This is a genomic window from Neisseria sp. CP9 (genome assembly GCF_047758525.1).
Taxonomy (GTDB): domain Bacteria; phylum Pseudomonadota; class Gammaproteobacteria; order Burkholderiales; family Neisseriaceae; genus Neisseria.
Genome location: NZ_CP180502.1, coordinates 546,958 through 570,230, shown reverse-complemented (window position 1 = coordinate 570,230; position 23,273 = coordinate 546,958). Strand labels below are relative to the sequence as shown.

Sequence of the window (23,273 nt, the reverse complement as noted above, 5' to 3'; positions counted from 1 at the left end):
AACGGATAGTTTAACACGGTTTGGGGAAGTCGCTACGCGTCAGTGTTCTTTTTCGCGGAAAAAAGCGTAGGTTACGTCATGGAAGAGGTCGGTATGCGGGCTGTCTTCGTAGTTCAACTCGGCGAGTGCGTCTTCAAAGGCAAGCTGGATGGATTCGACGGCTTCGTTTGCCATGTCGGACGGCAGCGAACGGATCAGGCCTTTGAGGGCGGTGGCGAGGACGTGGTTCTGCATACGCAAAACGTCGTTGGCTTCTTCCAAATATTCGAGGCGTTGTTCGATGCTGCTCATGATGTGTTCCTAGGAATCTGTTAAAATACCGCATTATAGCAAATCACGGCATTCGCTATGCGCGTGAAATGAAATGACACAACGGAAGAACGAAAGTAAAAAAATGGATACGAATCGTCCCGATACGCCACAACAAGCGGATGAAAGCCTGGATTGGGAAAGCCGCTTGGAAAAGCTGCGGCAAACCCGCCAATTGAACGCACCTTACACACACGCGCCTTTGGTGCGCGAATCTCAAGAGCCAGCCGTCGAGCAGAAGCCCAAAGCCAAAACCGCCAAGCTCGACGATGCCAACCGCGATGCCGTCTTGACGGAATATCTGCGCAAATGGCAGGAGGAACACAACGCCATGCTGGAGGAAGACGCTGCCGAAACGGCGGAGACCGATGCGATGGTGATTTTGCAGGAAAACTGGCTGAACGCGCAGTCTTCGCTGCAAATGAGCGCGTCCGACAGGCAAATCGAGTCCACGCGCACAGTTTGGCTGAACCCGAAACGTAAAACGGTCGAATTTAACGCACCCGTAAAAGAAGAGGCAACGTCGTCTGAAAACGAAGGTTCTCAGGCGCAAGAGCAGGTTTCAGACGACCTCAAACAAGAAATGCCGCCGATTACCGTCAATATCAACGTGTTGAACCCGCAGGTTATCAACCGCAGGGAAGTGTTCTGCATTTCCGAGCAAGACCTGAGCGAGCGTTTGATCAAACGCCTTCGCCCGCACGTCGCCGACGCAGTCAACGGCATGATACGCACCGCCGTTCAGAAACAAATGGCGCTGTTTACCTACCAGCTCCAACAAACCCTCAGCGAGCAGGCGCCCGATTTGGTGGAACAGCTTTTGGATTACAACGTGAAAAAAATCCTGAATGACATCAAATACGAAATGAAATACAGTCAGGGAAACAAAAAAGCGTGATCACGCCGCCGCTTCAGGTATCGGACTGAAAATGCTGATTTTTCCGCCGGTTTTGTATATAATGGCGGCTCACGTTATCGTGATTTAACTCCTTTCAAATAATTTATGCCCGATGAACCGTCGGGCATTTTTTTGGGCACGGATTTTATGAACAAAAACAAATGGATTTGGATACTGATTGTTGCCGCTGTGGCAATCGGTTATCAAAAAATGCAGCAGGGGCGGCAAGGTCAGGCAGCGGATGCCGTACCAACCCAAACGCAGCCCCAAACCCAAGCGGGAAAACGCCAATCCGGGCAGCCCCAGCCTGAGCAATCTGAATCCAAAAAGTCGCAACCGAAGCAGCCGAAGTCCGACCGCCAAGCAGGGCAGGGCAGCGCGGAACAAATATTGCAGCAAGCCTTTGAAAACCAACAAAGTGATATTCAGGTGAAAGGCGAAGGTACCGTTCTCAAAACGCTGCCCGACGACAACCAAGGCACGCGCCATCAGCGTTTTATCTTGAAGCTGTCGAGTGGGCAAACGCTTTTAGTGGCGCACAACATCGACCTCGCCGACAAAATCAAAGGCTTGAAAAAAGGCGATAAAGTCGGCTTCTACGGCGAATACGAATGGTCGGAGCAGGGCGGCGTCCTCCATTGGACGCACCACGACCCCGCAGGCCGCCATACCGACGGCTGGCTGGAACACAATGGACGTGTTTATCAATAAAAGACTGGAACGATTGCAAAAGGTCGTCTGAAAAACGTTTTCAGACGACCTTTTGCCATTCGCTGCCAAACTTGAAAGACGGCGCAAATAAGCGCAAAATGTTAACGAGTTAACCTATGGCTTCTCTTATTTATAGTGGATTAACTTTAAATCAGGACAAGGCGAGGTAACGCCGTACTGGTTTAAAGTTAATCCACTATAAGACATCAAACAAACCTGCTGAACAAGATTGGAAAACAAATGAGTAAAAAACTCCACCCGCAGACGCTCGCCATACGCGGCGGCAAAGAGCAAACCGAATACCGCGAACACAATCAGGCATTGTTCCTCACCAGCAGCTTCATGTGGGACAACGCCCAACACGCCGCCGATTTGTTTTCCAAAAAAATCAAAGGGTTCACTTATACTCGCACCGCCAACCCGACCATCGCCGCTTTTGAAAAACGCATCGCCGCTTTGGAAGGTGCAGAACGCGCGGTCGCCACTTCGACCGGCATGTCCGCGATTCAGGCATCGTTTTTCACCTTCTTGCAGGCGGGCGACCATGTGATTTCCAGCCGAAGCCTGTTCGGCACGACCGTCGGCTTTATCAATAACATCGTCACCAAATTCGGCATCGAAGTGAGCCATGTGTCGCCGACCGATTTGGACGAATGGAAAGCCGCCGTCAAAGCCAACACCAAACTGCTGTTTTTGGAAACGCCGTCCAACCCTTTGGGCGAAGTGGCCGACTTGGAAGCTTTAGCCGAATTGGCGCACAGCATCGGCGCGCTTTTAGTGGTGGACAACAGCCTGCTGTCACCCGCCGGTTCGCAGCCTTTGAAACACGGCGCGGATATTTCCGTTTCCTCTGCGACCAAAGCTATTGATGGACACGGACGCGTGATGGGCGGCGTGTTGGCAGGTTCGGAAGATCTGCTGACGCAGGTCGCCATGTATTGCAACTCTTGCGGGCTGGCGATGTCGCCGTTTAACGCATGGCAGTTGTTGAGCGGCGTAGAAACCCTGTCGCTGCGTTTGGAAAAACAGTTTGACAACGCTCTGAAAATCGCGCAATGGCTGCGGACACAGCCGCAAGTCCAAGCCGTGTACTACACCGGATTGCCCGACCATCCGCAGGCGGAGCTTATCCGCAAACAGCAAAACGGCGGCGGTATCGTGGTGGGTTTTGAAGTCGCTGACCAAGAAGCCGCGTGGAAAGTCATCGATAGCGTCGAACTCTTCTCCCGTACCGCCAACCTCGGCGACGTGCGCTCGACCATTACCCACCCGTGGACAACCACACACGGCAGGATGCAGCCCGAAGAAAAACTCGTCGCCAACATCCGCCCCGGACTGGTGCGCCTGTCCGTCGGCTTGGAATACGTCGATGACTTGATCGACGATTTGAAACAGGCGTTGGCGCGTTAAGGCAAACACTTAACGGACGGCATTTGCTGAACCATTACATTTCAGACGACCTCTTGGCGTTCCAAAGGTCGTCTGAAAACATTAAAATACACGCAACATCAAATAAGGACATTGATTATGAGTGAAGCAGAATTTTCCGATTGGGCGATGAAAATCTGCCTGACCGGACTGGTTATTTTCTTGGGTTTTATCGTCTGGAACTTAGGCAAGGAATCCAAGGCGGGCAAATTCGGCATCGCGATTTTGTTCTTGGTCTTGGGCTTGGGCGTTTTCGGATTTATTTTTAAAGAAGTGCTGATTAAATTCATCGCCCTGCCTTGAGACGGTATAGTGGATTAACTTTAAACCAGTACGGCGTTGCCTCGCCTTGCCGTACTATCTGTACTGTCTGCGGCTTCGTCGCCTTGTCCTGATTTAAATTTAATCCACTATAACGGCGAAATAAGCGCAAAGGTCGTCTGAAAACAGCTTAGAAAACAGGGAGAATATGTATGTTTATGACATCGGGTCTGTTGTTGTGTCTGTTATGGTGTGCAGTAGATATCGTTGCCGTCAATCGAGGATTCGGATTAAACACGAAACAAGGAGCCCATAACCGCACCAATTTTATGGCAGAACTAAATTCACGAGGAGGACGCGTAAAATCTGAAACCCAAACTGATATTGAAGGCATTACCCGAATTAAATATGAGATTCCTACACTAGACAGGACAGGTAAACCTGATGGTGGATTTAAGGAAATTTCAAGTATAAAAACTGTTTATGATCCTAAAAAATTTTCTGATGATAAAATACTTCAAATGGCTCAAAAAGCTGCTTCACAAGGATATTCAAAAGCCTCTAAAATTGCTCAAAATGAAAGAACTAAATCAATATCGGAAAGAAAAAATGTCATTCAATTCTCAGAAACCTTTGACGGAATCAAATTTAGATCATATTTTGATGTAAATACAGGAAGAATTACAAACATTCACCCAGAATAATTTAAAGGAAAAATTATGAAAAATAATATTTTTCTAAACTTAAAGAAAAAATCTATAAATAACAACCATTTTGTTATTTCGATTTTTTTTGAAACAATTTACCAATTTGAAACTAAAGATACGCTTTTAGAGTGTTTTAAAAATATTACAACTACCGGACATTTTGGAGTAATAGGTGCTGAATATGAAAAAATAGATGCTACCAGATGGATTGGAGATTATGAAGAGGTAAATGGATTTGAGTATATTGATAAAGCTCCTTCTATTTATTTTTCAGTTGGAGATGATTTCAATCCTGAAGAATTAATTATACCTATTAATTTAGCATATCATTACTTTAATATTGCAATATCTGATTTCTTAATAGCTCACCCTGAATATCAAAAAAAGTGTAAAGAAATACAAAAAACATATTCTCAAACAAACTGTAGCCTGCATGAAACCTAAAATCCATGCGTAAGGTGTGTGCTTCAGCACGCACGCGTTCCATGATTTACGGCTCAATGCCGTCTGAAAAGCTCACAATTTTTCAGACGGCATTTGTTATGCAAGTAAATATAGCCAAAAACCTTAACTTCCTCCATACTATCCACCATGACCTACTCAACAGACTTCCGCCAACTGGCCTTAAGCAAAATCAAACAAGGCCAATCTATCTACAAAGTTGCCAAAGAAATGGGTAATAGTGGATTAACTTTAAACCAGTACGGCATTGCCTCGCCTTGGCTCAAAGAGAACGATTCTCTAAGGTGCTGAAGCACCAAGTGAATCGGTTCCGTACTATCTGTACTGTCTGCGGCTTCGTCGCCTTGTCCTGATTTAAATTTAATCCACTATATAAACGCAATACATGGAATGAAAAAGGTCGTCTGAAAACCTTGAATCTGGGTGAACTGGCCCCCAAATCTTGGACACCCGATAAAAGCCTATTCAGGCGCTCTGTGTAAGCTGGGTTCTTTATGCGACAGGACTCAGCTTTTTCAATTTCAAACTGCAACGCTCCCGGTTGTAGTAATCCATATAATCATCTGAGACCTTTGCAAAATTCCCCAAAATCCCCTAAATTCCCATCAAGACATTTAGGGGATTTTCCATGAGCACCTTCTTCCAGCAAACCGCACAAGCCATGATTGCCAAACACATCGACCGCTTCCCACTATTGAAGTTGGATCAGGTGATTGATTGGCAGCCGATCGAACAGTACCTGAATCGTCAAAGAACCCGTTACCTTAGAGACCACCGCGGCCGTCCCGCCTATCCCCTGTTGTCCATGTTCAAAGCCGTCCTGCTCGGACAATGGCACAGCCTCTCCGATCCCGAACTCGAACACAGCCTCATCACCCGCATCGATTTCAACCTGTTTTGCCGTTTTGACGAATTGAGCATCCCCGATTACAGCACCTTATGCCGCTACCGCAACTGGCTGGCGCAAGACGACACCCTGTCCGAATTGCTGGAACTGATTAACCGCCAACTGACCGAAAAAAACCTAAAAATAGAGAAAGCATCCGCCGCCGTCATTGACGCCACCATTATTCAGACCGCCGGCAGCAAACAGCGTCAGGCCATAGAAGTCGATGAAGAAGGACAAGTCAGCGGACAAACCACACCGAGTAAAGACAGCGATGCCCGCTGGACAAAGAAAAACGGCCTCTACAAACTCGGTTACAAACAACATACCCGCACCGATGAGGAAGGCTATATCGAGAAACTGCACATTACCCCCGCCAATACCCATGAGTGCAACCATCTGTCCCCTTTGTTGGAGGGTATTGCCGAAGGCACGACCGTCTATGCCGACAAAGGCTACGACAGTACGGAAAACCGGCAACACCTGAAAGAGCATCGGTTGTTGGACGGCATTATGCGAAAAGCCCACCGCAACCGTCCGCTGACGGAAGCGCAAACCAAACGTAACCGCTATTTATCGAAGACCCGTTATGTGGTGGAACAAAGCTTCGGTACGCTGCACCGTAAATTCCGCTATGCGCGGGCAGCCTATTTCGGACTGATTAAAGTGAGTGCGCAAAGCCATCTGAAGGCGATGTGTTTGAACCTGTTGAAAGCGGCTAACAGGCTAAGTGTGCCTGTTGCTGCCTAAAAAGTGGCCCGGATGCCTGATTATCGGGTATCCGGGGAGGATTAAGGGGATATTTGGGTAAAATTAGGAGTGATTTGGGGGGGGGCGGAAATAGACGAAAACCTGTGTTTGGGTTTCGGCTGTCGGGGGAAGGGCTTTTTTGCAAAGGTCTCCATCTATCTGTTTCATCAATTCATCCACCGTCAATTCCCCTGCACGATAGAAACACTCCGTCTTCAATACCGCAAAGAAGCTTTCCATCGGTGCATTGTCCCAGCAGTTTGCCTTACGCGACATACTTTGAACCATGGAATGCTCCGCAAGCAATTCCCTATACCCCGCCGTACGGTACAGCACACCTTGGTCGGAATGCAGCATCGTTCCCTTATCAGTCAGACGGGGTGCAGCTTTTTCGAGCATTTCCTTCACCATTTCACTGTCGGCTCTGCGGCTCATGGCGTAGGCGACGATTTCTCGGTTGAACAAGTCCAAGATTGGCGAGAGGTACAGTTTGCCGTCCTTTCCTTTGAGTTCGGTCACGTCGGTCAGCCATTTTTCGTTGGGCTTTCGGGCTTTGAACCGGCGTTTGAGGAGGTGTTCCGATATTTCGCCCATGGCGGGATGGTGGTAGGCTTTTTTCGCCCGTATTTTGGCTTTCAGCCCCATCTGTTTCATTAACCGAGCTGCTTTTTTGCGGTTCCAATCCAATGCTGCGGCAATGCGCCTTTGCCCGTAGCGTCCTTTGTGCCGCCGGTAGGTTTCGATAAGGAGGGCTTTGTCGGCTTCATCGGGGTCGGGTCGGTCTTGGTGGTGGTAGTAAAAGCTGCTTTTGGGCAGGTTTGCGATATGCAGCAGGTATTTGAGCGGGTGTTGCGCCCTCAGTGCTTGGACGGTTTGGCTTTGTCCTTTTCGGTCTGCTTTTGGCTGAGGGCTTTTAACTCCTTTAGGTAGGCGGCCTCTGCGCGCATATAGCACAACTCTTCGATAAGCTCTGCCTGTGTTTTTTCGTTGTCGGGTTTGTCGGCGATGAAGGGGTTTTTGCGGTGTTCGGTCATGGTTTTGGATTGGGGATGTTCGAGTGCGCCGATACCGCCTTCCTGATGGGCGCGTATCCATCGCCGCAGGTGGGTTCGGGAGATGCCGTAGTGGTCTGCGGTACGCTGTTGGCTGCGTATGTGCAGGTAGTGGAGTACGGCTTGGTATTTGAAGTGTAATGTATATTTGCTCATAAAAAAACTGCACCTTGTGAGTTGGAGGGGGGATGTCCAACTTTTGGGGTGCAGTTCAGGGTTTTCAGACGACCTTTTGTCCTGATGGAGCTGTCTTTATTTGTTGGCGTTCAGATAAAGATTGATCAGGCGGGTGGTGGAGCTGTCGTGTTTCTGCAAGCCGGTTTCTCCGGTCAGCTCGGCAAGGATAGTTTTGGCGAGCTGTTTGCCGAGTTCGACACCCCATTGGTCGAAGCTGTTGATGCCCCAGATGATGCCTTGGACGAAGGTTTTGTGTTCGTACATGGCAATCAGGCTGCCCATGTTGCGGGGGTTAACCTTGTCCATGAGGATGAGGTTGGTCGGGCGGTTGCCGGAGAAGGTTTTGTGCGGAACCAGCTCTTCGATGCGGGCTTCTTCCATGCCTTGGGCTTTGAGTTCGGCGCGGACTTCGTCGGGGGTTTTACCGCGCATGAAGGCTTCGGCTTGGGCGAAGACGTTGGCGAGCAGGATTTCGTGGTGGCCGCGCAGGTTGCTGCGTTTTTCAAGCGAGGCGATGAGGTCGATCGGGGTGATGTGGGTACCTTGGTGCAGCAGTTGGAAGAAGGCGTGCTGACCGTTGATGCCGGTTTCGCCCCAAATAATCGGGGAGGTTTCGTAGCCGATAGACTTGCCGTCGAGGGTAACTTGTTTGCCGTTGCTCTCCATGTCGAGCTGCTGGATGAATTTGGGCAGGCGGTGGAGGTGCTGGTCGTAGGGGGCGATGACGTGGCTGCCGCCGCCGTAGTAGTTGATGTACCAGATGCCGATGAGGGCGAGGATGACGGGCATGTTTCGCTCGAGCGGGGTGTTGATGAAGTGTTGGTCCATCAGGTGCGCGCCGTTGAGCATTTCGATGAAGTTTTCTTCGCCCAAGTAGAGCATGATGGGCAGGCCGATTGCCGACCAGAGGCTGTATCGTCCGCCGACCCAGTCCCAGAATTCAAACATATTGGCGGTGTCGATACCGAATTCGGCAACGGCTTTTTGGTTGGTGGAGACGGCGACGAAGTGTTTGGCGACGGCGGCTTCGTCGCCTGCGTGGTCAAGGAACCATTTGCGCGCGGTCAGGGCGTTGGTGAGGGTTTCTTGGGTGGTGAAGGTTTTAGAGGCGATGATGAAGAGGGTGGTCTCGGGGTGGACTTTGGACAATACGTCGCGCAGTTGGGAGCCGTCCACGTTGGAGACGAAGTGCATGTTGAGGCGGGGGTGTCCGAAGGGTTTGAGCGCGGTACACATCATCAGCGGGCCGAGGTCGGAGCCGCCGATGCCGATGTTGACGATGTCGGTGATGACTTGGTTGGTGTAGCCTAACCAGCTGCCGCTGCGGACTTCGTGTGCGAATTCGCCCATGCGTTGGAGGACGCGGTTGACTTTGGGCATGACGTCTTCGCCGTCAACGACGATGGGGGAGTTGGTGCGATTGCGCAGGGCGACGTGGAGGACGGCGCGGTTTTCGGTGGTGTTGATTTTTTCGCCGTGGAACATCTGCTGCATACGCTCGGGTACGCCGGCTTCGCGGGCTAGCTCGGTCAGCAGCGACATGGTTTCGTCGGTGATGCGGTTTTTGGAGTAATCCAGCGTCAGCCCGCCGACTTGCAGCCAGTAGCGTTCCACCCGCTGCGGGTCTTGCTCGAACATTTCGCGCATGTGTTGTTCTTTGGTTTCGTCAAAATGTATCCATAATTTTGACCAAGCCGGTAAGTCGTGAAGGTGTTTCATCGGATGCTCCTGAGGTTGGACGGTTTTGTGGGAAAAACGGCCGCGAGGTCGTCTGAAACGGGAACGGGTGGGTTTCCGTTTTTAGGGTTTGTTGCAAAGGCGGGTTGTCTGCCGTTATTTGGGTTGGGTATCAACATTGAGGGAAAACGGCGGCACTGATTTTTTGGTCGGTATTTTCAGACGACCTTGATTTTCAGACGACCTTGGGATATGCCGGGTCGTCTGAAAATGTATAGTGGATTAACTTTAAACCAGTACGGCGTTGCCTCGCCTTAGCTCAAAGAGAACGATTCTCTAAGGTGCTGAAGCACCAAGTGAATCGGTTCCGTACTATCTGTACTGTCTGCGGCTTCGTCGCCTTGTCCTGATTTTTGTTAATCTACTATATTTGGTGTTGAGGGATAACGGTAGCGCTGATTTGTCGGTCGGTATTTTCAGACGACCTTGAGATATAGAAGGTCGTCTGAAAAGGTATTGTTTAGTCTTTATCGTATTCGATGTGTTTGTTGTGTATGCTTTTTTTGCTTTTTTGCAGTTGCAGGCTGGCGGCATCACCCAAGCGCAGGGCGAGTCCGATGGCGAGGATGTCGATGACAGCAAGTTGCAGCAGGCGGGAAACCATGGGGGTGTAGAGCTCGGCATTTTCCTGCGTAGCGATGCTCAAAACGCAGTCGGCAAGCTGCGCCAGCGGGGAGTCGTTGCGGGTCAGGGCGATGACGGACGCGCCGTTTTCTTTGGCGATGCTGACGGCGTCTAAAAGCTCGATGGACGAGCCGGTGTTGGAAATGGCGACGAGGACGTCTTGATCGGTCAGGACGGAAGCCGCCATCAGTTGGGTGTGGGTATCGACGTAGGCGACGGTGGAAATGCCGAAGCGGAAGAATTTGTGTTGCGCGTCTTGGGCGACGATGCCGGAGTTGCCGACGCCGTAGAACTCGACACGGCGCGCGTGCATCAGGGTGGCGATGGCATTTTCCAGTTCGGACTCTTTCAGGAAGCGGCGTTCGCCCAAAATGGAGGCGGCGGCGTTGCCCAATACTTTTTCGACAACGATGCTCATGTCGTCGTCGGCGTTGAGCTCTTCATGGACGTAGGGCATACCTTCGTGGCCTATGCTGGCGGACAGGGCGAGTTTGAACTCGGGCAGTCCTTTGTAGCCCAGGCTGCGGCAAAAACGGATGACGGTCGGCTGGCTGACGGATGCGCGCTCGGCGATTTCGGCGACGGCGGCATGGACAAACCATTTGGGTTCCGCCAAGGCGCATTCGGCGACTTTGCGTTCCGCGCCCGACAGGTTTGACAGTGATTCGCTGATTTTGCTTAACATAAATATGCCCTTCGGTGTGTGCCGCCCCGCGGCGGGGCGGCTGGTGTGATTAAACGTTTTTCAAGTGGTTGTCGAGTGCCGCCGCTGCGCCGGTGATGCCCGGAAATTCGCTTAAGACGACATAGACGGGAATCGCGGCGAGATAGGCTTCGAAACGGCCTTTGTTTTCAAAGCGGCTGCGGAAAGGTGAGTTTTTAAAATATTCCAAAACACGGGGGATGATGCCGCCGCACAAATACACGCCGCCGCGCGCGCCCAGCGTCAGGGCGAGGTTGGAGGCAACCGTGCCGAGCATGGCGCAGAAGATGTCCAAAGTCTGACGGCAGAGCGGGGAAGTGCCGCTTAAGGCTTTTTCGGTGATTTCGGACGGTTTGAGGCGGTAGTTTTTCAGTTTGTCGCGTTTGGCGAGTGCTTCGTAAATCAGGCTCAAACCTGCACCGCTGAGGAAGCGTTCGGCGGAAACATGGCCGTATTTGTTTTTTGCATACTGCCAAATCAAAACTTCCATGTCGTCAAACGGCGGGAAGCTCGAATGGCCGCCTTCACCGGCAAGCGCGACCCAGCCTGCGGGGCTGTGTACCAGTCCGCTTACACCCAAACCGGTTCCCGGACCGATGACGGCTTTAGGAGCAAATTCGACGGGTTTTTGCCCGCCTATCTGCATCAGGTCTTTGCTTGAAGTCTGCGTTACCGCCAAAGCCTGCGCGGTAAAGTCGTTCAAAAGGATGAGGGTGTCCAGTCCCAGCGCCTGACGGGTGGTTTCGATGGAAAACGCCCAATGGTGGTTGGTCATTTGCACCCAGTCGCCCAAGATCGGATTTGCCATGGCGAAGGCGGCGTGGCGGACTTCGACTCCACCTGTCTGTTCCAAATAGGAGCGGGCGGCATCGACGATGGTGTCGTAGTCTTTGCACGGCAAGACTTGAGCTTTTTCAATCTGCTGTGGGGCGGTTTCGAGCGCGAAGCGGGCGTTGGTGCCGCCGATGTCAGCGACCAGGCGCGGATAGCTTTTGCTGACGGGTTGTTGAATATCAGTTTGAGTAGAAGACATGGCAGTTCACTCCTTGATGGTTCAATACCAGGCTGGTCGGATATTCCAAATCGGCACGGGAGGCGGCTTTGTCGAACACGGCTTTCTTCTCCGCACCTTGAATCGACAGAAAGACGTTGTCCGTTTTGGCGATGGCACCCAAAGTCATGCTGACGCGCTCGTGCGGCGCGGTAACGGGGGTGGTGTGGATAAGGGTTGGGTCGTTCGATTCGTTGATGGCTGCCTTCAGTTGCGGCGCTTGCGGGAAGAGGGAGGCGGTATGCCCGTCGCCGCCCATGCCCAAAATCAGCACGTCAGGTTGTTTGTAATGTTTCAGCGCGTAGGCAACGACGCTGTCGGGTTGTAATTCAGTTTCAGATTTACCCGCTTCGACAACGGGAATCCAAGTCGCTGCGGCGGCTTTGTTTTGCAGCAGGTATTCGTGTGCCAAGGCGGTGTTGCTGTCGGCGTGGGTGGTCGGCACGATGCGCTCGTCAACCAAAGTAATGCCGACTTTTTGCCAGTCCAAATCTTTTTGCGACAGGGCCTGGAAGAACGGAATCGGCGAGCGGCCGCCGGAAACCGCCAACGCTGCGCTGCCTTTGTTATCCAGCGCGTTTTGCAGCGCGGCGGCAACTGCGTCCGCCAAAGCTTCTGAGGCTGCTGCTGTGTTTTCGTATTCATGCCAAACGAACATAAAAGTGTCCTTTCTCTGTTTTCAAACGACCTTTTGTAGGGAGGATGTGGGCGGTCGTCTGAAAGGCAGTGTTTGTGAGCGGGAAAGTAAGTAAGAGCCTGTGTCGTTGATGGCGGCGTGAATGTCGGTGGAAACTCCTAATCCGCCGCCTTATGGTTTTCAGACGACCTTTTTGAACCGTGAACGCTTCAAACAAAGGTCGTCTGAAAAGGCTTTACTGGTCTTCGTGCCACTTGTGTCCGTCGCGTGCCAACAGTTCGCGGGCGGCTTCCGGCCCCCATGAATGCGCGTCGTAGCCGTGCGGCGGGGTGGTGTTGCTTGCCCAGTTGTCCAAAATCGGCATCACATATTCCCAAGCGGCTTCGAGTTCGTCGCGGCGGTTGAAGAGGGCGAGTTTGCCGTTGATGACGTCCAGCAGCAGGCGTTCGTAAGCTTCGGCGCGGCGGCCTTCGAGGGCTTTTTCCAAGTCGGTTGCCAACGGCACGATTTCGACTTTGTTGCCTGCGCCCGGCGTTTTCATCTGTGTATAGAGGCGCACGGATTCGGTCGGCTGCAATTCGATAACCAAACGGTTGGGCGCGGCTTGGCTGTTTTCAAAAATATGGTTTTGCAGTGGACGGAAGTTCAATACGATTTCCGCCACTTTGCCCGCCATGCGTTTGCCGGTGCGCAGGTAGAAGGGCACGCCTTTCCAGCGGTCGTTTTCGATTTCGGCTTTGATGGCGACGTAGGTTTCAGTGAAGCTGTCTTGCGGAACGTTGATTTCTTCCAGATAGCCGTTCATGCCTTTGGCGGCGGTGTATTGTCCGCGCACGACGTTTTCGTTGACGGATTCGATGGCCAGCGGTTTCAAAGATTTGATGACTTTGACTTTTTCATCGCGCACTGCGTCGGCATCCAAGCTGGCGGGCGCTTCCATCGCGGTCATGCACAGTATTTGCATCAGGTGGTTTTGCACCATGTCGCGCAGCGCGCCGGTAATGTCGTAGAACTCGCCGCGTTCTTCCACGCCGAGCTGTTCGGCGATGGTCAGTTGTACGCTTTCGATGTATTTGTTGTTCCACAACGGCTCGAACATCACGTTGGCAAAACGCAGCGCTAGCAGGTTTTGAAGGCTTTCTTTGCCTAAGTAGTGATCGATGCGGTAGATTTGGCTTTCTTTGAAGTAGCGGGCGACATCGGTATTGATTTGTTGGGAAGAGGCGAGGTCGGTACCCAGCGGTTTTTCCAAGACGACGCGCGCGTTGTCGGCGTTCAGTCCGACTTTGGCAAGGTTTTCACAGGCTTGTGCGAAGAATTTCGGCGCGGTGGAAAGATAGATGATGACGTTGTCGGTCTCTTTGCGGGCTTTGACTTTTTCGCCCAAAGCGGCAAAATCGGCTTCTTGGGTAACGTCGACTTTCAAATATTCGATGCGTTTGACGAACGATGCCCAAGCGTCGTCTGAAAAGTTTTGTTTGACATGGATTTTGGAGTTGGTTTCCACTTTTGCCAAAAAGCCCGCCGTATCCAAATCGCTGCGGCTGACACCCAAAATACGGCCCTGAGGATTGAGCAACCCTGCAACGTGCGCCTGATACAGACAAGGCAGCAGCTTACGCATTGCCAAATCGCCGGTCGCGCCGAACAACACCAAATCAAAATTTGTTTGTGTACTCATCGTTTTATCTCTCGTTGAGGAAGGCCTTGTGCCGGTGCCGCCGGATGCCGTGAAAGACGGGCGGTTTCGGCAGAAAAGCAATGGAAACCAATCGCCTGCACCAAAATTTCAAAACAGGCGGGCTAATGAGTAGTAATACTACACATGGCTACACATTTTGTCTATTCTCATTTTTACAAATTATTTGACTTAGTTTAAAAGTTTGATGAGTTTGGTCTGGTAGATTTTCACAAATGACGCATATCACGATTTAAATCAAATTTCTTACATTTAGCGGATTATTTTGTAACTAAATTACAAGTTTTGTATTATAATAGCCTACATATATAGAGTGAGGTTTTCAGACGACCCCTTGTACGGTTTGAAAGGTCGTCTGAAACGCCAAACGCCCCACACCCAATACAAAAAATCAGAAACGCGCAAACAAAAATCCCATACCACCCCTTCCGACAGGAGACCGAACATGACCCCCACTCCTATCCACCCCAAGCTCGCCGAAATCACCGAGCGCATCATCGAACGCAGCCGTCCGACCCGCGAAAAATATCTGGCGAAAATCCGCAGCGCCAAACAAATGGGACGGCTGGAGCGCAACCAGCTCGGTTGCAGCAACTTGGCGCACGGCTACGCCTCCATGCCCAAAAGCATCAAAATCGAAATGCTTCAGGACACCGTTCCCAACTTAGGCATCATCACCGCCTACAACGACATGGTTTCCGCACATCAGCCGTTTAAAGACTTCCCCGACCAAATTAAAGACGAAGCGCAGAAAAACGGCGCAACCGCGCAAGTTGCCGGCGGTACGCCCGCCATGTGCGACGGCATCACGCAAGGCTACGCCGGTATGGAATTGTCGCTGTTCTCCCGCGACGTCATCGCCATGAGTACCGCCGTCGGCCTGTCGCACCAAATGTTTGACGGCAGCCTGTTTATGGGTGTGTGCGACAAAATCGTGCCGGGTTTGATGATTGGCGCGCTTTCGTTCGGTCATATTCCCGGCATCTTCGTCCCCGCAGGCCCGATGTCCAGCGGTATCGGCAATAAAGAAAAAGCCCGTACCCGCCAGCTTTTCGCCGAAGGAAAAGTCGGCCGCAATGCCTTGCTCGAAAGCGAAATGGGTTCTTACCACAGCCCCGGCACCTGCACTTTCTACGGCACAGCCAACTCCAACCAAATGATGATGGAAATGATGGGCGTACACCTGCCCGCCGCCGCTTTCGTTCATCCTTATACCGATTTGCGCGAAGCCCTGACCCGCTACGCCGCCGGACACCTCGCGTGCGGCATCAAAAACGGCACCATCAAACCCTTGGGCGAAATGTTGACCGAAAAATCCTTCATCAACGCCCTGATCGGTCTGATGGCGACCGGCGGTTCGACCAACCACACCATGCACCTCGTCGCTATGGCGCGTGCCGCCGGCGTGATTTTGAATTGGGACGACTTTGACGAAATTTCTTCCATCATTCCGCTGCTTATCCGCGTGTACCCCAACGGCAAGGCTGACGTGAACCACTTTACCGCAGCAGGCGGCCTGCCTTTCGTTATCCGCGAATTGCTGGACGCAGGCTTGTTGCACGACGATGTCGATACCGTCGTCGGACACGGTATGCGCCACTACACCAAAGAACCTTTCCTCATCGAAGGCAAACTCGAATGGCGCGAAGCCCCTGAAACCAGCGGCAACGACGACATCCTGCGTAAAGCCGACAACCCGTTCTCCCCAGACGGCGGTCTGCGCCTGATGAAAGGCAACATCGGACGCGGCGTAATTAAAGTGTCCGCCGTGCGTGAAGGCTGCCGCATCATCGAAGCGCCCGCCATCGTATTCAACGATCAACGCGAAGTGTTGGCTGCGTTTGAGCGCGGCGAGTTGGAACGCGACTTTGTGTGCGTCGTCCGCTACCAAGGCCCGCGCGCCAACGGTATGCCCGAGTTGCACAAACTGACCCCGCCTTTGGGCATCCTGCAAGACCGCGGCTTCAAAGTGGCGCTGCTGACCGACGGCCGTATGTCCGGCGCATCCGGCAAAGTGCCCGCTTCCATCCACATGACGCCCGAAGCCCTGATGGGCGGCAACATCGCCAAAATCCGTACCGGCGACCTGATCCGCTTCGACTCCGTTACCGGCGAGCTCAACGTCCTGATTAATGAAGCCGTATGGAACGCCCGCGAAGTCGAACACATCGATTTGAGCGCGAACCAACAAGGCTGCGGCCGCGAACTCTTCGCCAACTTCCGCAGCATGACCAGCAGCGCAGAAACCGGCGCCATGAGCTTCGGCGGCGAATTTGCCTGATGCACGTTTCAGACGACCTTTTCAAACGGAAGGTCGTCTGAAAAATTATTGAAGCCGTTTAAAACAGACGTAGCAACTGTCGGATTCTCGAATCCGACGTTATCAGCGGGCATTTGTCGGATACGGGTATACGACCTACAGCCCTCCAAAGGTCGTCTGAAATTTTAAATCCCGTCCCGTTTGAACGCAGCAAACATAGCGTGGGCTTTGCCCGCGAACAAAAGCAAAGACGTAGGTCGGATTCTTGAATCCGACGTTATCAGAAGGTTTGTCGGATTCAAGAATCCGACCTACAGCCCCCAAAGGTCGTCTGAAAACTTAAACCCCCATCCCGTTTGACCTCAACAAAAACGACAACCCCATCCCATCTGGAGAATCGAAATGTCCAAACTGACCCCACGCGAAATCCTGACTGCTGGCGCAGTTGTGCCTGTCATGGCGATTGACGACTTGAGCACCGCCGTCGATTTGTCCCACGCCCTTGTCGAAGGCGGCATCCCCACCCTCGAAATTACCCTGCGCACCCCCGTCGGCCTCGACGCCATCCGCCTGATTGCCAAAGAAGTGCCCAACGCCATCGTCGGCGCGGGTACGGTTACCAACCCCGAACAGCTCAAAGCCGTCGAAGATGCAGGCGCGGTTTTCGCCATCAGTCCGGGTCTGCACGAATCCCTCGCCAAAGCCAGCCACAACAGCGGCATCCCCCTGATTCCCGGCGTTGCCACTCCGGGCGAAGTCCAACTGGCTTTGGAACACGGTATCGATACCCTCAAACTCTTCCCCGCCGAAGTCGTCGGCGGCAAAGCCATGCTCAAAGCCCTCTACGGCCCTTATGCCGACGTACGCTTCTGCCCGACCGGCGGCATCAGCCTCACCACCGCGCCCGATTACTTGGCGCTGCCCAACGTCTTATGCGTCGGCGGCTCATGGCTGACCCCGAAAGAAGCCGTGAAAAACAAAGACTGGGACACCATCACTCGCCTCGCCAAAGAAGCGGCGGCGTTGAAACCCAAAGCCTGATGTTTCAAAAGGTAAGCCAAACCTTAGCGGTCATGATGTCCGCCTGCTAAGGTGGTTGAAGTAAGTAAGGCAAAGGTCGTCTGAAAATCCGATTTTGGATTTTCAGACGACCTTTTACCATGTGTCCAAATGAAAAATGCCATGCCGCGATTTCGTTATTTTATAGTGGATTAATTTTAAACCAGTACGGCGTTGCCTCGCCTTAGCTCAAAGAGAACGATTCTCTAAGGTGCTGAAGCACCAAGTGAATCGGTTCCGTACTATCTGTACTGTCTGCGGCTTCGTCGCCTTGTCCTGATTTAAATTTAACCCACTATAATTCACTGTGATTTCCCACCGCGCTGGCTGAGGATAAGGCAACGCCGTATGGCTTAAAGCCGACCTGCCACATTCCCTACCTTAATCTGCCAAACTAAAGAGGTCGTCTGAAAACCCTTGTTTCGGTTTTTCAGACGACCTTTGTGGTTCAAGATGCCCTTGTTTCAAATTTCAAAACTGTCCGCTTGGTCAGCCTTGCGTATCATGCCTGCGGCGACGGTGTGGTTGGTGGCTTCGTCTATCAGGATAAACGCGCCGAGGGCATGGTTTTCTTCGTAGGGCGCGGCGGCGATCGGCTGCTGGGTTTTGAGGCTGACGCTGCCGATGTCGTTGAGTTTGAGCGTGTCGGCGGATTCGACGCGGCTGAGGGTGTTCACGTCCCAAACGTAGGAAATCGCGCTGATTTTGACGGGCGTGGTTTGGGTGGTGTGTTTCAGCAGGTATTTGCGGCGGAGGTTGAGCGGGATGTCGTCGAACCAGCACAGCGCGGCTTGGAACTGCTGTTCGGGCGCGACGGAGCTGTCGGCGGCGGCGATGCTGTTGCCGCGCGAGATGTCGAGGTCGGTGTCGAGCGCGATGGTCAGCACTTCGCCTGCTTCGGCGGATTCGGTTTTGCCGTTTGGATTGTAGATTTCGGCGATTTTGGCGGTGTGTGCGCCAGGCAGGACTTTGATTTCGTCGCCTGTTTTCAGACGGCCTGCTTCCAGTCTTCCTTGATAGCCGCGAAAGTCGTCGCTGCTGCTGCCGTCTTGCCGTGCGACGCGCTGCACGGGGAAATGGGCGGCTTGGTCGGCGGCGTTTTGGCGGTTGACGGGCAGGCTTTCGAGCAGGGGTAACAGCGGCAAACCTTGATACCACGGGGTTTGGCTGCTGGCGTTGACGATGTTGTCGCCTTTTAACGCGCTGATGGGCAGGAAGTGGATTTGGGCTTGGAGGCCGATTTGTTCCGCCAGCTTGCGGTAGGCTGCGGTAATGGCTTGATATTTGGCTTCGTCGAAGTCGAGCAGGTCGAGTTTGTTGACGGCGACGATGATATTGGGGCAGCCCAAGAGTTTCAGAATCGCGCTGTGGCGTTTGGTCTGCGGCAGGAGGACGGGTTCGCTGCCGGAAAAATCAACGCGCGTTGCGTCTATCAGGACGATGGCGGCGTCGGCGGTCGATGCGCCCGTTACCATGTTACGGGTGTATTGTTCGTGTCCGGGCGTGTCGGCGATGATAAATTTGCGCTTGGGCGTGGCGAAATAGCGGTAGGCGACGTCGATGGTGATGCCTTGTTCGCGCTCGGCGGCAAGGCCGTCGGTGAGGCTGGCGAAGTCGGGCGTTTCGCCGTTTTCGGCGGCGCGGTTGAGTTTGTCGAGTTGGTCGGTCAGCAGGGTTTTGCTGTCGTAGAGCAGGCGGCCGATGAGGGTGGATTTGCCGTCGTCGACGCTGCCGGCGGTGATGAAGCGCAAAAGCGGGGCGGTGGTTGCGGTCATGGTTCTTTCCTTATTTCTCGGATTGCTCGTTACTTTAATGAGGTCGTCTGAAAATGGGAAAGAATGCTTGGTTTTAAAAAAAGATGATTTCGTTATATTCGGGCGGTTTCTTTCGGACAGCGTCGGCTTCCCGCGTTTGCCAGAAAACCCGCTTAAAGGTAAAATCCCGTATTCCAACATGGGTACTGCATCATGACTAAATTTATTTTCGTAACCGGCGGCGTCGTATCTTCACTCGGAAAAGGTATCGCCGCCGCTTCTATTGCCACCATCCTCGAATCGCGCGGTCTGAACGTGACCATGCTCAAGCTCGACCCTTATATCAACGTCGACCCCGGCACCATGAGTCCGTTTCAGCACGGCGAAGTGTTCGTGACCGACGACGGCGCGGAAACCGACCTCGACTTGGGACACTACGAACGTTTCATCAACGCCACCATGACCCGCCGCAACAGCTTCAGTACGGGGCAGGTGTACGAAAACGTCATCGCCAAAGAACGCCGCGGCGATTACCTCGGCGGTACGGTTCAAGTCATCCCGCACATTACCGACGAAATCAAACGCCGCATCCACGAAGGCGCGGCGGGTTACGACGTTGCCATCGTCGAAATCGGCGGCACGGTCGGCGACATCGAATCGCTGCCGTTTTTGGAAGCCATCCGTCAGATGCGCAGCCAGTTGGGACGCAACAACACTTTGTTTGCCCACTTGAGCTACGTCCCCTACATCGCCGCCGCAGGCGAAATCAAAACCAAGCCGACCCAGCATACCGTTAAAGAAATGTTGAGCATCGGTTTGCAGCCCGACATCCTGATTTGCCGCATGGACAGAACCATGCCCGCGGATGAACGCCGCAAAATCGCCTTGTTCTGCAATGTGGAAGAGCGCGCGATTGTCGGCAGCTATGACGTGGACAGCATCTACGAATGCCCCGAAATGCTGCACGACCAAGGCATCGACAACATCATTACCGAGCAGTTGCAGCTGAACGTACAACAGGCGGATTTGACCGCGTGGAAAAAAATCGTCCATGCCATCAAAAATCCGAAACACACCGTCAAAATCGCCATGGTCGGCAAATACGTCGATTTGACCGAATCCTACAAATCGCTGATCGAAGCCTTGAAACACGCGGGCATCCATACCGAAACCGACGTGCAAATCACCTTCGTCGACAGCGAAAACATCGAAAAAAACAACGGCGACGTTTCCATGCTCAAAGACATGGACGCCATCCTCGTTCCCGGCGGTTTCGGTTCGCGCGGCGTGGAAGGCAAAATCGCCGCCGTGCGCTACGCCCGCGAAAACAACGTGCCATACTTGGGCATCTGTCTCGGTATGCAGATTGCGCTGATCGAATACGCCCGCGATATTGCAGGCTTGAAGGGCGCGAATTCCACCGAGTTCGACCTCAAATGCGCCGCACCTGTTGTCGCCCTGATTGACGAATGGCAAACCGCCGACGGCAGCGTCGAAACCCGCGACGAATCTGCTGATTTAGGCGGCACCATGCGTTTGGGCGCGCAAGAGGTTGAATTGAAAGCAGGCAGCCTCGCCGCCAAAATCTATGGCAGCGAACACATCCGCGAGCGCCACCGCCACCGCTACGAAGTCAACAACAACTACGTTCCCGCGCTGGAACAAGCAGGTTTGGTCATCGGCGGCGTATCCGCAGGACGCGAACGTTTGGTCGAAACCATCGAACTGCCGAACCATCCTTGGTTCTTCGCCTGCCAGTTCCACCCCGAGTTCACCTCCAACCCGCGCAAAGGCCATCCTTTGTTCACCGCGTTTGTCAAAGCCGCGTTGAACAATAAAAAAGGCTGATACTCGGCAAAAGGTCGTCTGAAAAGAGAAAAAGCACCTCGGTTGAGGTGCTTTTTTTGTTGGTATGGCGATGTTTTGAGAAACCGGGTATCAGCCGCCTTTTCAGACGACCCGCAAGGAATGTTCAGTCTTGTACTTGCTCAGGTTTCCAACCGGGTTCCGGTTTCCAGTCGGGAGAAAGCGGTGCACCTGCGGGCTGTTTGTAGCGGTTGTACATGAACAGATATTGGGTCGGGAAGCGGCGTATCCAGTATTCGGTGTTTTCATTGATAATTTGCGCGTCGTGTTGTTTGTCGCCGTTCAGCTCGCCGCGCATAGGCTCGATGTGCAGCGCAAATCCTTTGCCGTTCGGCAAACGCTCGCCGCAGAAAAACAGTGCCTTCACGCCTTTGACTTGTGCCAGTTTGCCCGCCAGTGTCATGGTATAGGCGTATTTCCCGAAAAACGGCACCCATACGCCGTCTCCGCCTTCCTCGGGGGAGGGCGCGTGGTCTGGCAAGACAATCGTGGCTTCGCCGGAACGCAAAGCCTTAATGACTTGTTTGACCCCTTGAATATTGGTGGGAGCGGTTTTCCCTTTGCCGCGAACCCGCCCCGCCTGCATGACGGAATCTAAGGCTTTGATTTTAGGCGGTTTGTACATGGCGGTCAGCGGAAACGGCAGCTGCTGGCTGATATAGCGTCCGGCGAGGTCGTAGCTGCCGATGTGCGGGGTAATAAACAACAGTCCTTCTCCGGCGTCCAAAGCCGATTGGACATGTTCCCAACCGTGCACTTCTTTAAACAGCGTTTCAATGCTTTCAGGTCGTCTGAAAAAGGCGACGGACAATTCCAGCCCGCCTTTTGCCGTTTCGCGGAAAACGGCTTTGACCGACGAAGGCTCGGGATTCAATCCGGCAAGCCGCATATTGTCGAACACGCGCTGCCGGTCGCTTTTGAGCAGATAATAGCCCAAGCCGCCCGCCGCATTTCCCAGCACGTGTAAAAACGGCAAAGGCAGCGCCGCAAAGCATTTAAACAAAAAAGTGAGCAGGATTTGCATAATAGATTGATGAGATGGAACGGGGGGATTGTAAATGAAAACGGCAGGTCTGAATATTGAGTTTCATCCGAATGTATCGGATTGCCGCCATGCTTAAAATATAGTGGATTAACTTTAAAACAGGACGGCTTAGCTCAAAGAGAACGATTCTCTAAGGTGCTGAAGCACCAAGTGAATCGGTTCCGTACTATCTGTACTGTCTGCGGCTTCGTCGCCTTGTCCTGATTTAAAGTTAATCCACTATATCGGATGCGTTCATTCGGTTCGCCAAACGGCATAATGTAAAAAGGTCGTCTGAAAACGGTTTCCATTCGTTGAAACGGTATTTCAGACGACCTTTGCGTTTGGTTAAACGGAAGGCGTGTTACACCAGCCCGTTTTGTTGCGCGTCTTGCAGGCGGGCTTCGAAGTTGCTTAGGTTGACGCCTGCTTGTTGTGCGGCAGCGACGACTTCGGCGACGCTTGCACCGTTTTGCACCTGATGATAGCCCCAGAGCAGTGAACAGCGGGTACCGGTGCGGCAGTAGGCGAGGACGGGTTGGGGAACGCTTTTGAGCAGGTTTTGGAAGGCGGCGACATCGGCGGCGTTGATGGCGGGTGCGACGACGGGCTGATGATGGTATTCGCGGATGCCCGCGGCTTTAAGCCAGCTTTCGACTTGTTTGAACGAGGGTTGGTTTTCTTCTTCACCGTCAGGACGGTTGCAGATGACGGTTTGGATGCCGAGTTTGGCGGCTTCTTGTACGTCTGCTTCAGTCAGTTGCGGGGCGATGTAGAGGTTGTCGGCAAGTTTTTGGATAGACATGGGTTTTCCTTTTCTACGTTTGAAGATGGATTGATTTTAGTCGTCTTGAGGGGCTAACAGGGTCTGTTCCAATAGTTTTTTATTGGCTTCGGATTGTTTTTGTATGTGTTTGCGGACAATGCTGTCAATCGTTGTATTTTGTTCCATATTGGATCGGGTTGACAAAATGGCAACGGTAAGTGTGAAGTCATCTATATAGTCAGGGGGGTGGGCGGCAGTCGTTTGGGCTTCGATGATGTAGTCAACGATACGCTCGACCGCTTCCGGATTGCCAGTAGCAAAGTAGGTTTCCCAATAGAAATCCAGTGATACAGGGGAAGTGATGGGGTCTTGAACGGGGGCGGCAGTGGCGTGCAAACTGAGTAACAGGGCGGTGATGCCGATAAGGAGTTTTTTCATGGTTGTTTCTTTCG

General features: G+C 52.7%; 24 protein-coding genes. 11 read left to right on the top strand and 13 right to left on the bottom strand.

All coding sequences use genetic code 11. The features are described from left to right. Positions 1 to 39: 39 nt before the first annotated feature. The gene (locus ACMYUL_RS02640) at positions 40 to 291 is read right to left on the bottom strand and encodes an NGO1151 family protein (protein WP_016687175.1); all 252 of its coding nucleotides are present in this window, start codon (positions 289 to 291) and stop codon (positions 40 to 42) included. A 103-nt stretch (positions 292 to 394) separates the two neighbouring features. Here ACMYUL_RS02640 and ACMYUL_RS02635 point away from each other — a divergent pair, with 103 nt between their 5' ends. The 7 genes from ACMYUL_RS02635 (at position 395) to ACMYUL_RS02605 (ending at position 5,067) form a co-directional block, all read left to right on the top strand. Then, positions 395 to 1,207, top strand: a complete 813-nt coding sequence (locus ACMYUL_RS02635; RefSeq protein ID WP_415771921.1) for a hypothetical protein — start codon at positions 395 to 397, stop codon at positions 1,205 to 1,207. Between the two features lie 105 nt (positions 1,208 to 1,312). Beyond that, entirely contained in the window at positions 1,313 to 1,918 is a 606-nt protein-coding gene (locus ACMYUL_RS02630; RefSeq protein WP_107826113.1) for a DUF3465 domain-containing protein, read from the top strand. Between the two features lie 240 nt (positions 1,919 to 2,158). Further along, positions 2,159 to 3,328, top strand: coding sequence for an O-succinylhomoserine sulfhydrylase (metZ, locus tag ACMYUL_RS02625; protein WP_415771919.1), 1,170 nt, complete (start codon positions 2,159 to 2,161; stop codon positions 3,326 to 3,328). A gap of 117 nt (positions 3,329 to 3,445) precedes the next feature. Next, positions 3,446 to 3,649 (top strand): DUF2788 domain-containing protein, encoded by a 204-nt coding sequence (locus tag ACMYUL_RS02620; protein WP_003768561.1) that lies wholly within the window; start codon positions 3,446 to 3,448, stop codon positions 3,647 to 3,649. A 170-nt stretch (positions 3,650 to 3,819) separates the two neighbouring features. After that, positions 3,820 to 4,311 (top strand): CdiA family toxin C-terminal domain-containing protein, encoded by a 492-nt coding sequence (locus ACMYUL_RS02615; protein ID WP_234396258.1) that lies wholly within the window; start codon positions 3,820 to 3,822, stop codon positions 4,309 to 4,311. A gap of 15 nt (positions 4,312 to 4,326) precedes the next feature. Then, complete coding sequence (locus ACMYUL_RS02610) at positions 4,327 to 4,758, top strand: hypothetical protein (protein ID WP_415771917.1); 432 nt, start codon at positions 4,327 to 4,329, stop codon at positions 4,756 to 4,758. A gap of 147 nt (positions 4,759 to 4,905) precedes the next feature. Then, positions 4,906 to 5,067: a hypothetical protein gene (locus ACMYUL_RS02605; protein WP_199901572.1), complete on the top strand. Its 162-nt coding sequence runs from the start codon at positions 4,906 to 4,908 to the stop codon at positions 5,065 to 5,067. Between the two features lie 201 nt (positions 5,068 to 5,268). Here the strand turns inward: ACMYUL_RS02605 and ACMYUL_RS02600 are convergent, their stop codons facing one another. Then, complete coding sequence (locus ACMYUL_RS02600) at positions 5,269 to 5,364, bottom strand: IS3 family transposase (RefSeq protein WP_415771915.1); 96 nt, start codon at positions 5,362 to 5,364, stop codon at positions 5,269 to 5,271. A 40-nt stretch (positions 5,365 to 5,404) separates the two neighbouring features. Between ACMYUL_RS02600 and ACMYUL_RS02595 the strand changes: the two genes are divergently transcribed. After that, complete coding sequence (locus tag ACMYUL_RS02595) at positions 5,405 to 6,412, top strand: IS5 family transposase (protein WP_415771913.1); 1,008 nt, start codon at positions 5,405 to 5,407, stop codon at positions 6,410 to 6,412. Positions 6,413 to 6,475: 63 nt separating this feature from the next. On the opposite strand, the gene ACMYUL_RS02590 is transcribed toward ACMYUL_RS02595, so the two are convergent. The 7 genes from ACMYUL_RS02590 to zwf all read right to left on the bottom strand — a co-directional run bounded on the left by ACMYUL_RS02590 (position 6,476) and on the right by zwf (position 14,074). Further along, a complete protein-coding gene (locus tag ACMYUL_RS02590; RefSeq protein ID WP_415771911.1) occupies positions 6,476 to 7,366 on the bottom strand; it encodes an IS3 family transposase in 891 nt (296 codons plus the stop codon). After that, a complete protein-coding gene (locus ACMYUL_RS02585) occupies positions 7,270 to 7,620 on the bottom strand; it encodes a helix-turn-helix domain-containing protein (RefSeq protein WP_415771909.1) in 351 nt (116 codons plus the stop codon). The genes ACMYUL_RS02590 and ACMYUL_RS02585 overlap by 97 nt, the downstream gene beginning before the upstream one ends. A gap of 96 nt (positions 7,621 to 7,716) precedes the next feature. Next, positions 7,717 to 9,360, bottom strand: a complete 1,644-nt coding sequence (pgi, locus tag ACMYUL_RS02580; RefSeq protein ID WP_415771908.1) for a glucose-6-phosphate isomerase — start codon at positions 9,358 to 9,360, stop codon at positions 7,717 to 7,719. 478 nt (positions 9,361 to 9,838) lie between these two features. Then, the gene (gene hexR / locus ACMYUL_RS02575) at positions 9,839 to 10,687 is read right to left on the bottom strand and encodes a DNA-binding transcriptional regulator HexR (RefSeq protein ID WP_415771906.1); all 849 of its coding nucleotides are present in this window, start codon (positions 10,685 to 10,687) and stop codon (positions 9,839 to 9,841) included. A gap of 49 nt (positions 10,688 to 10,736) precedes the next feature. Further along, positions 10,737 to 11,738, bottom strand: coding sequence for a glucokinase (locus ACMYUL_RS02570; RefSeq protein ID WP_415771904.1), 1,002 nt, complete (start codon positions 11,736 to 11,738; stop codon positions 10,737 to 10,739). Continuing rightward, positions 11,719 to 12,414, bottom strand: a complete 696-nt coding sequence (gene pgl / locus ACMYUL_RS02565; RefSeq protein WP_415771902.1) for a 6-phosphogluconolactonase — start codon at positions 12,412 to 12,414, stop codon at positions 11,719 to 11,721. Before pgl ends, ACMYUL_RS02570 begins: the two co-directional genes overlap by 20 nt. A 214-nt stretch (positions 12,415 to 12,628) precedes the next feature. Next, positions 12,629 to 14,074: a glucose-6-phosphate dehydrogenase gene (gene zwf, locus ACMYUL_RS02560; RefSeq protein ID WP_415771900.1), complete on the bottom strand. Its 1,446-nt coding sequence runs from the start codon at positions 14,072 to 14,074 to the stop codon at positions 12,629 to 12,631. 463 nt (positions 14,075 to 14,537) lie between these two features. Between zwf and edd the strand changes: the two genes are divergently transcribed. Both edd and ACMYUL_RS02550 read left to right on the top strand, forming a co-directional pair. Next, entirely contained in the window at positions 14,538 to 16,373 is a 1,836-nt protein-coding gene (edd, locus tag ACMYUL_RS02555; protein WP_415772857.1) for a phosphogluconate dehydratase, read from the top strand. A gap of 381 nt (positions 16,374 to 16,754) precedes the next feature. Continuing rightward, the gene (locus tag ACMYUL_RS02550) at positions 16,755 to 17,393 is read left to right on the top strand and encodes a bifunctional 4-hydroxy-2-oxoglutarate aldolase/2-dehydro-3-deoxy-phosphogluconate aldolase (protein WP_049231018.1); all 639 of its coding nucleotides are present in this window, start codon (positions 16,755 to 16,757) and stop codon (positions 17,391 to 17,393) included. A gap of 482 nt (positions 17,394 to 17,875) precedes the next feature. Here the strand turns inward: ACMYUL_RS02550 and ACMYUL_RS02545 are convergent, their stop codons facing one another. Beyond that, the gene (locus ACMYUL_RS02545) at positions 17,876 to 19,186 is read right to left on the bottom strand and encodes a sulfate adenylyltransferase subunit 1 (RefSeq protein WP_070514373.1); all 1,311 of its coding nucleotides are present in this window, start codon (positions 19,184 to 19,186) and stop codon (positions 17,876 to 17,878) included. Positions 19,187 to 19,378: 192 nt separating this feature from the next. Here ACMYUL_RS02545 and ACMYUL_RS02540 point away from each other — a divergent pair, with 192 nt between their 5' ends. Next, a complete protein-coding gene (locus ACMYUL_RS02540; RefSeq protein WP_070514374.1) occupies positions 19,379 to 21,013 on the top strand; it encodes a CTP synthase in 1,635 nt (544 codons plus the stop codon). Positions 21,014 to 21,137: 124 nt separating this feature from the next. Here ACMYUL_RS02540 and ACMYUL_RS02535 read toward each other — a convergent pair whose 3' ends face one another. The 3 genes from ACMYUL_RS02535 to ACMYUL_RS02525 form a co-directional block, all read right to left on the bottom strand. Further along, on the bottom strand, positions 21,138 to 22,055 hold the full coding sequence (locus tag ACMYUL_RS02535) for a lysophospholipid acyltransferase family protein (RefSeq protein WP_070514375.1): 918 nt from the start codon (positions 22,053 to 22,055) through the stop codon (positions 21,138 to 21,140). A gap of 364 nt (positions 22,056 to 22,419) precedes the next feature. Then, the gene (locus ACMYUL_RS02530) at positions 22,420 to 22,860 is read right to left on the bottom strand and encodes a TIGR01244 family sulfur transferase (RefSeq protein WP_070514376.1); all 441 of its coding nucleotides are present in this window, start codon (positions 22,858 to 22,860) and stop codon (positions 22,420 to 22,422) included. 36 nt (positions 22,861 to 22,896) lie between these two features. Beyond that, positions 22,897 to 23,259: a hypothetical protein gene (locus tag ACMYUL_RS02525; protein ID WP_246830446.1), complete on the bottom strand. Its 363-nt coding sequence runs from the start codon at positions 23,257 to 23,259 to the stop codon at positions 22,897 to 22,899. Positions 23,260 to 23,273 lie beyond the last annotated feature (14 nt).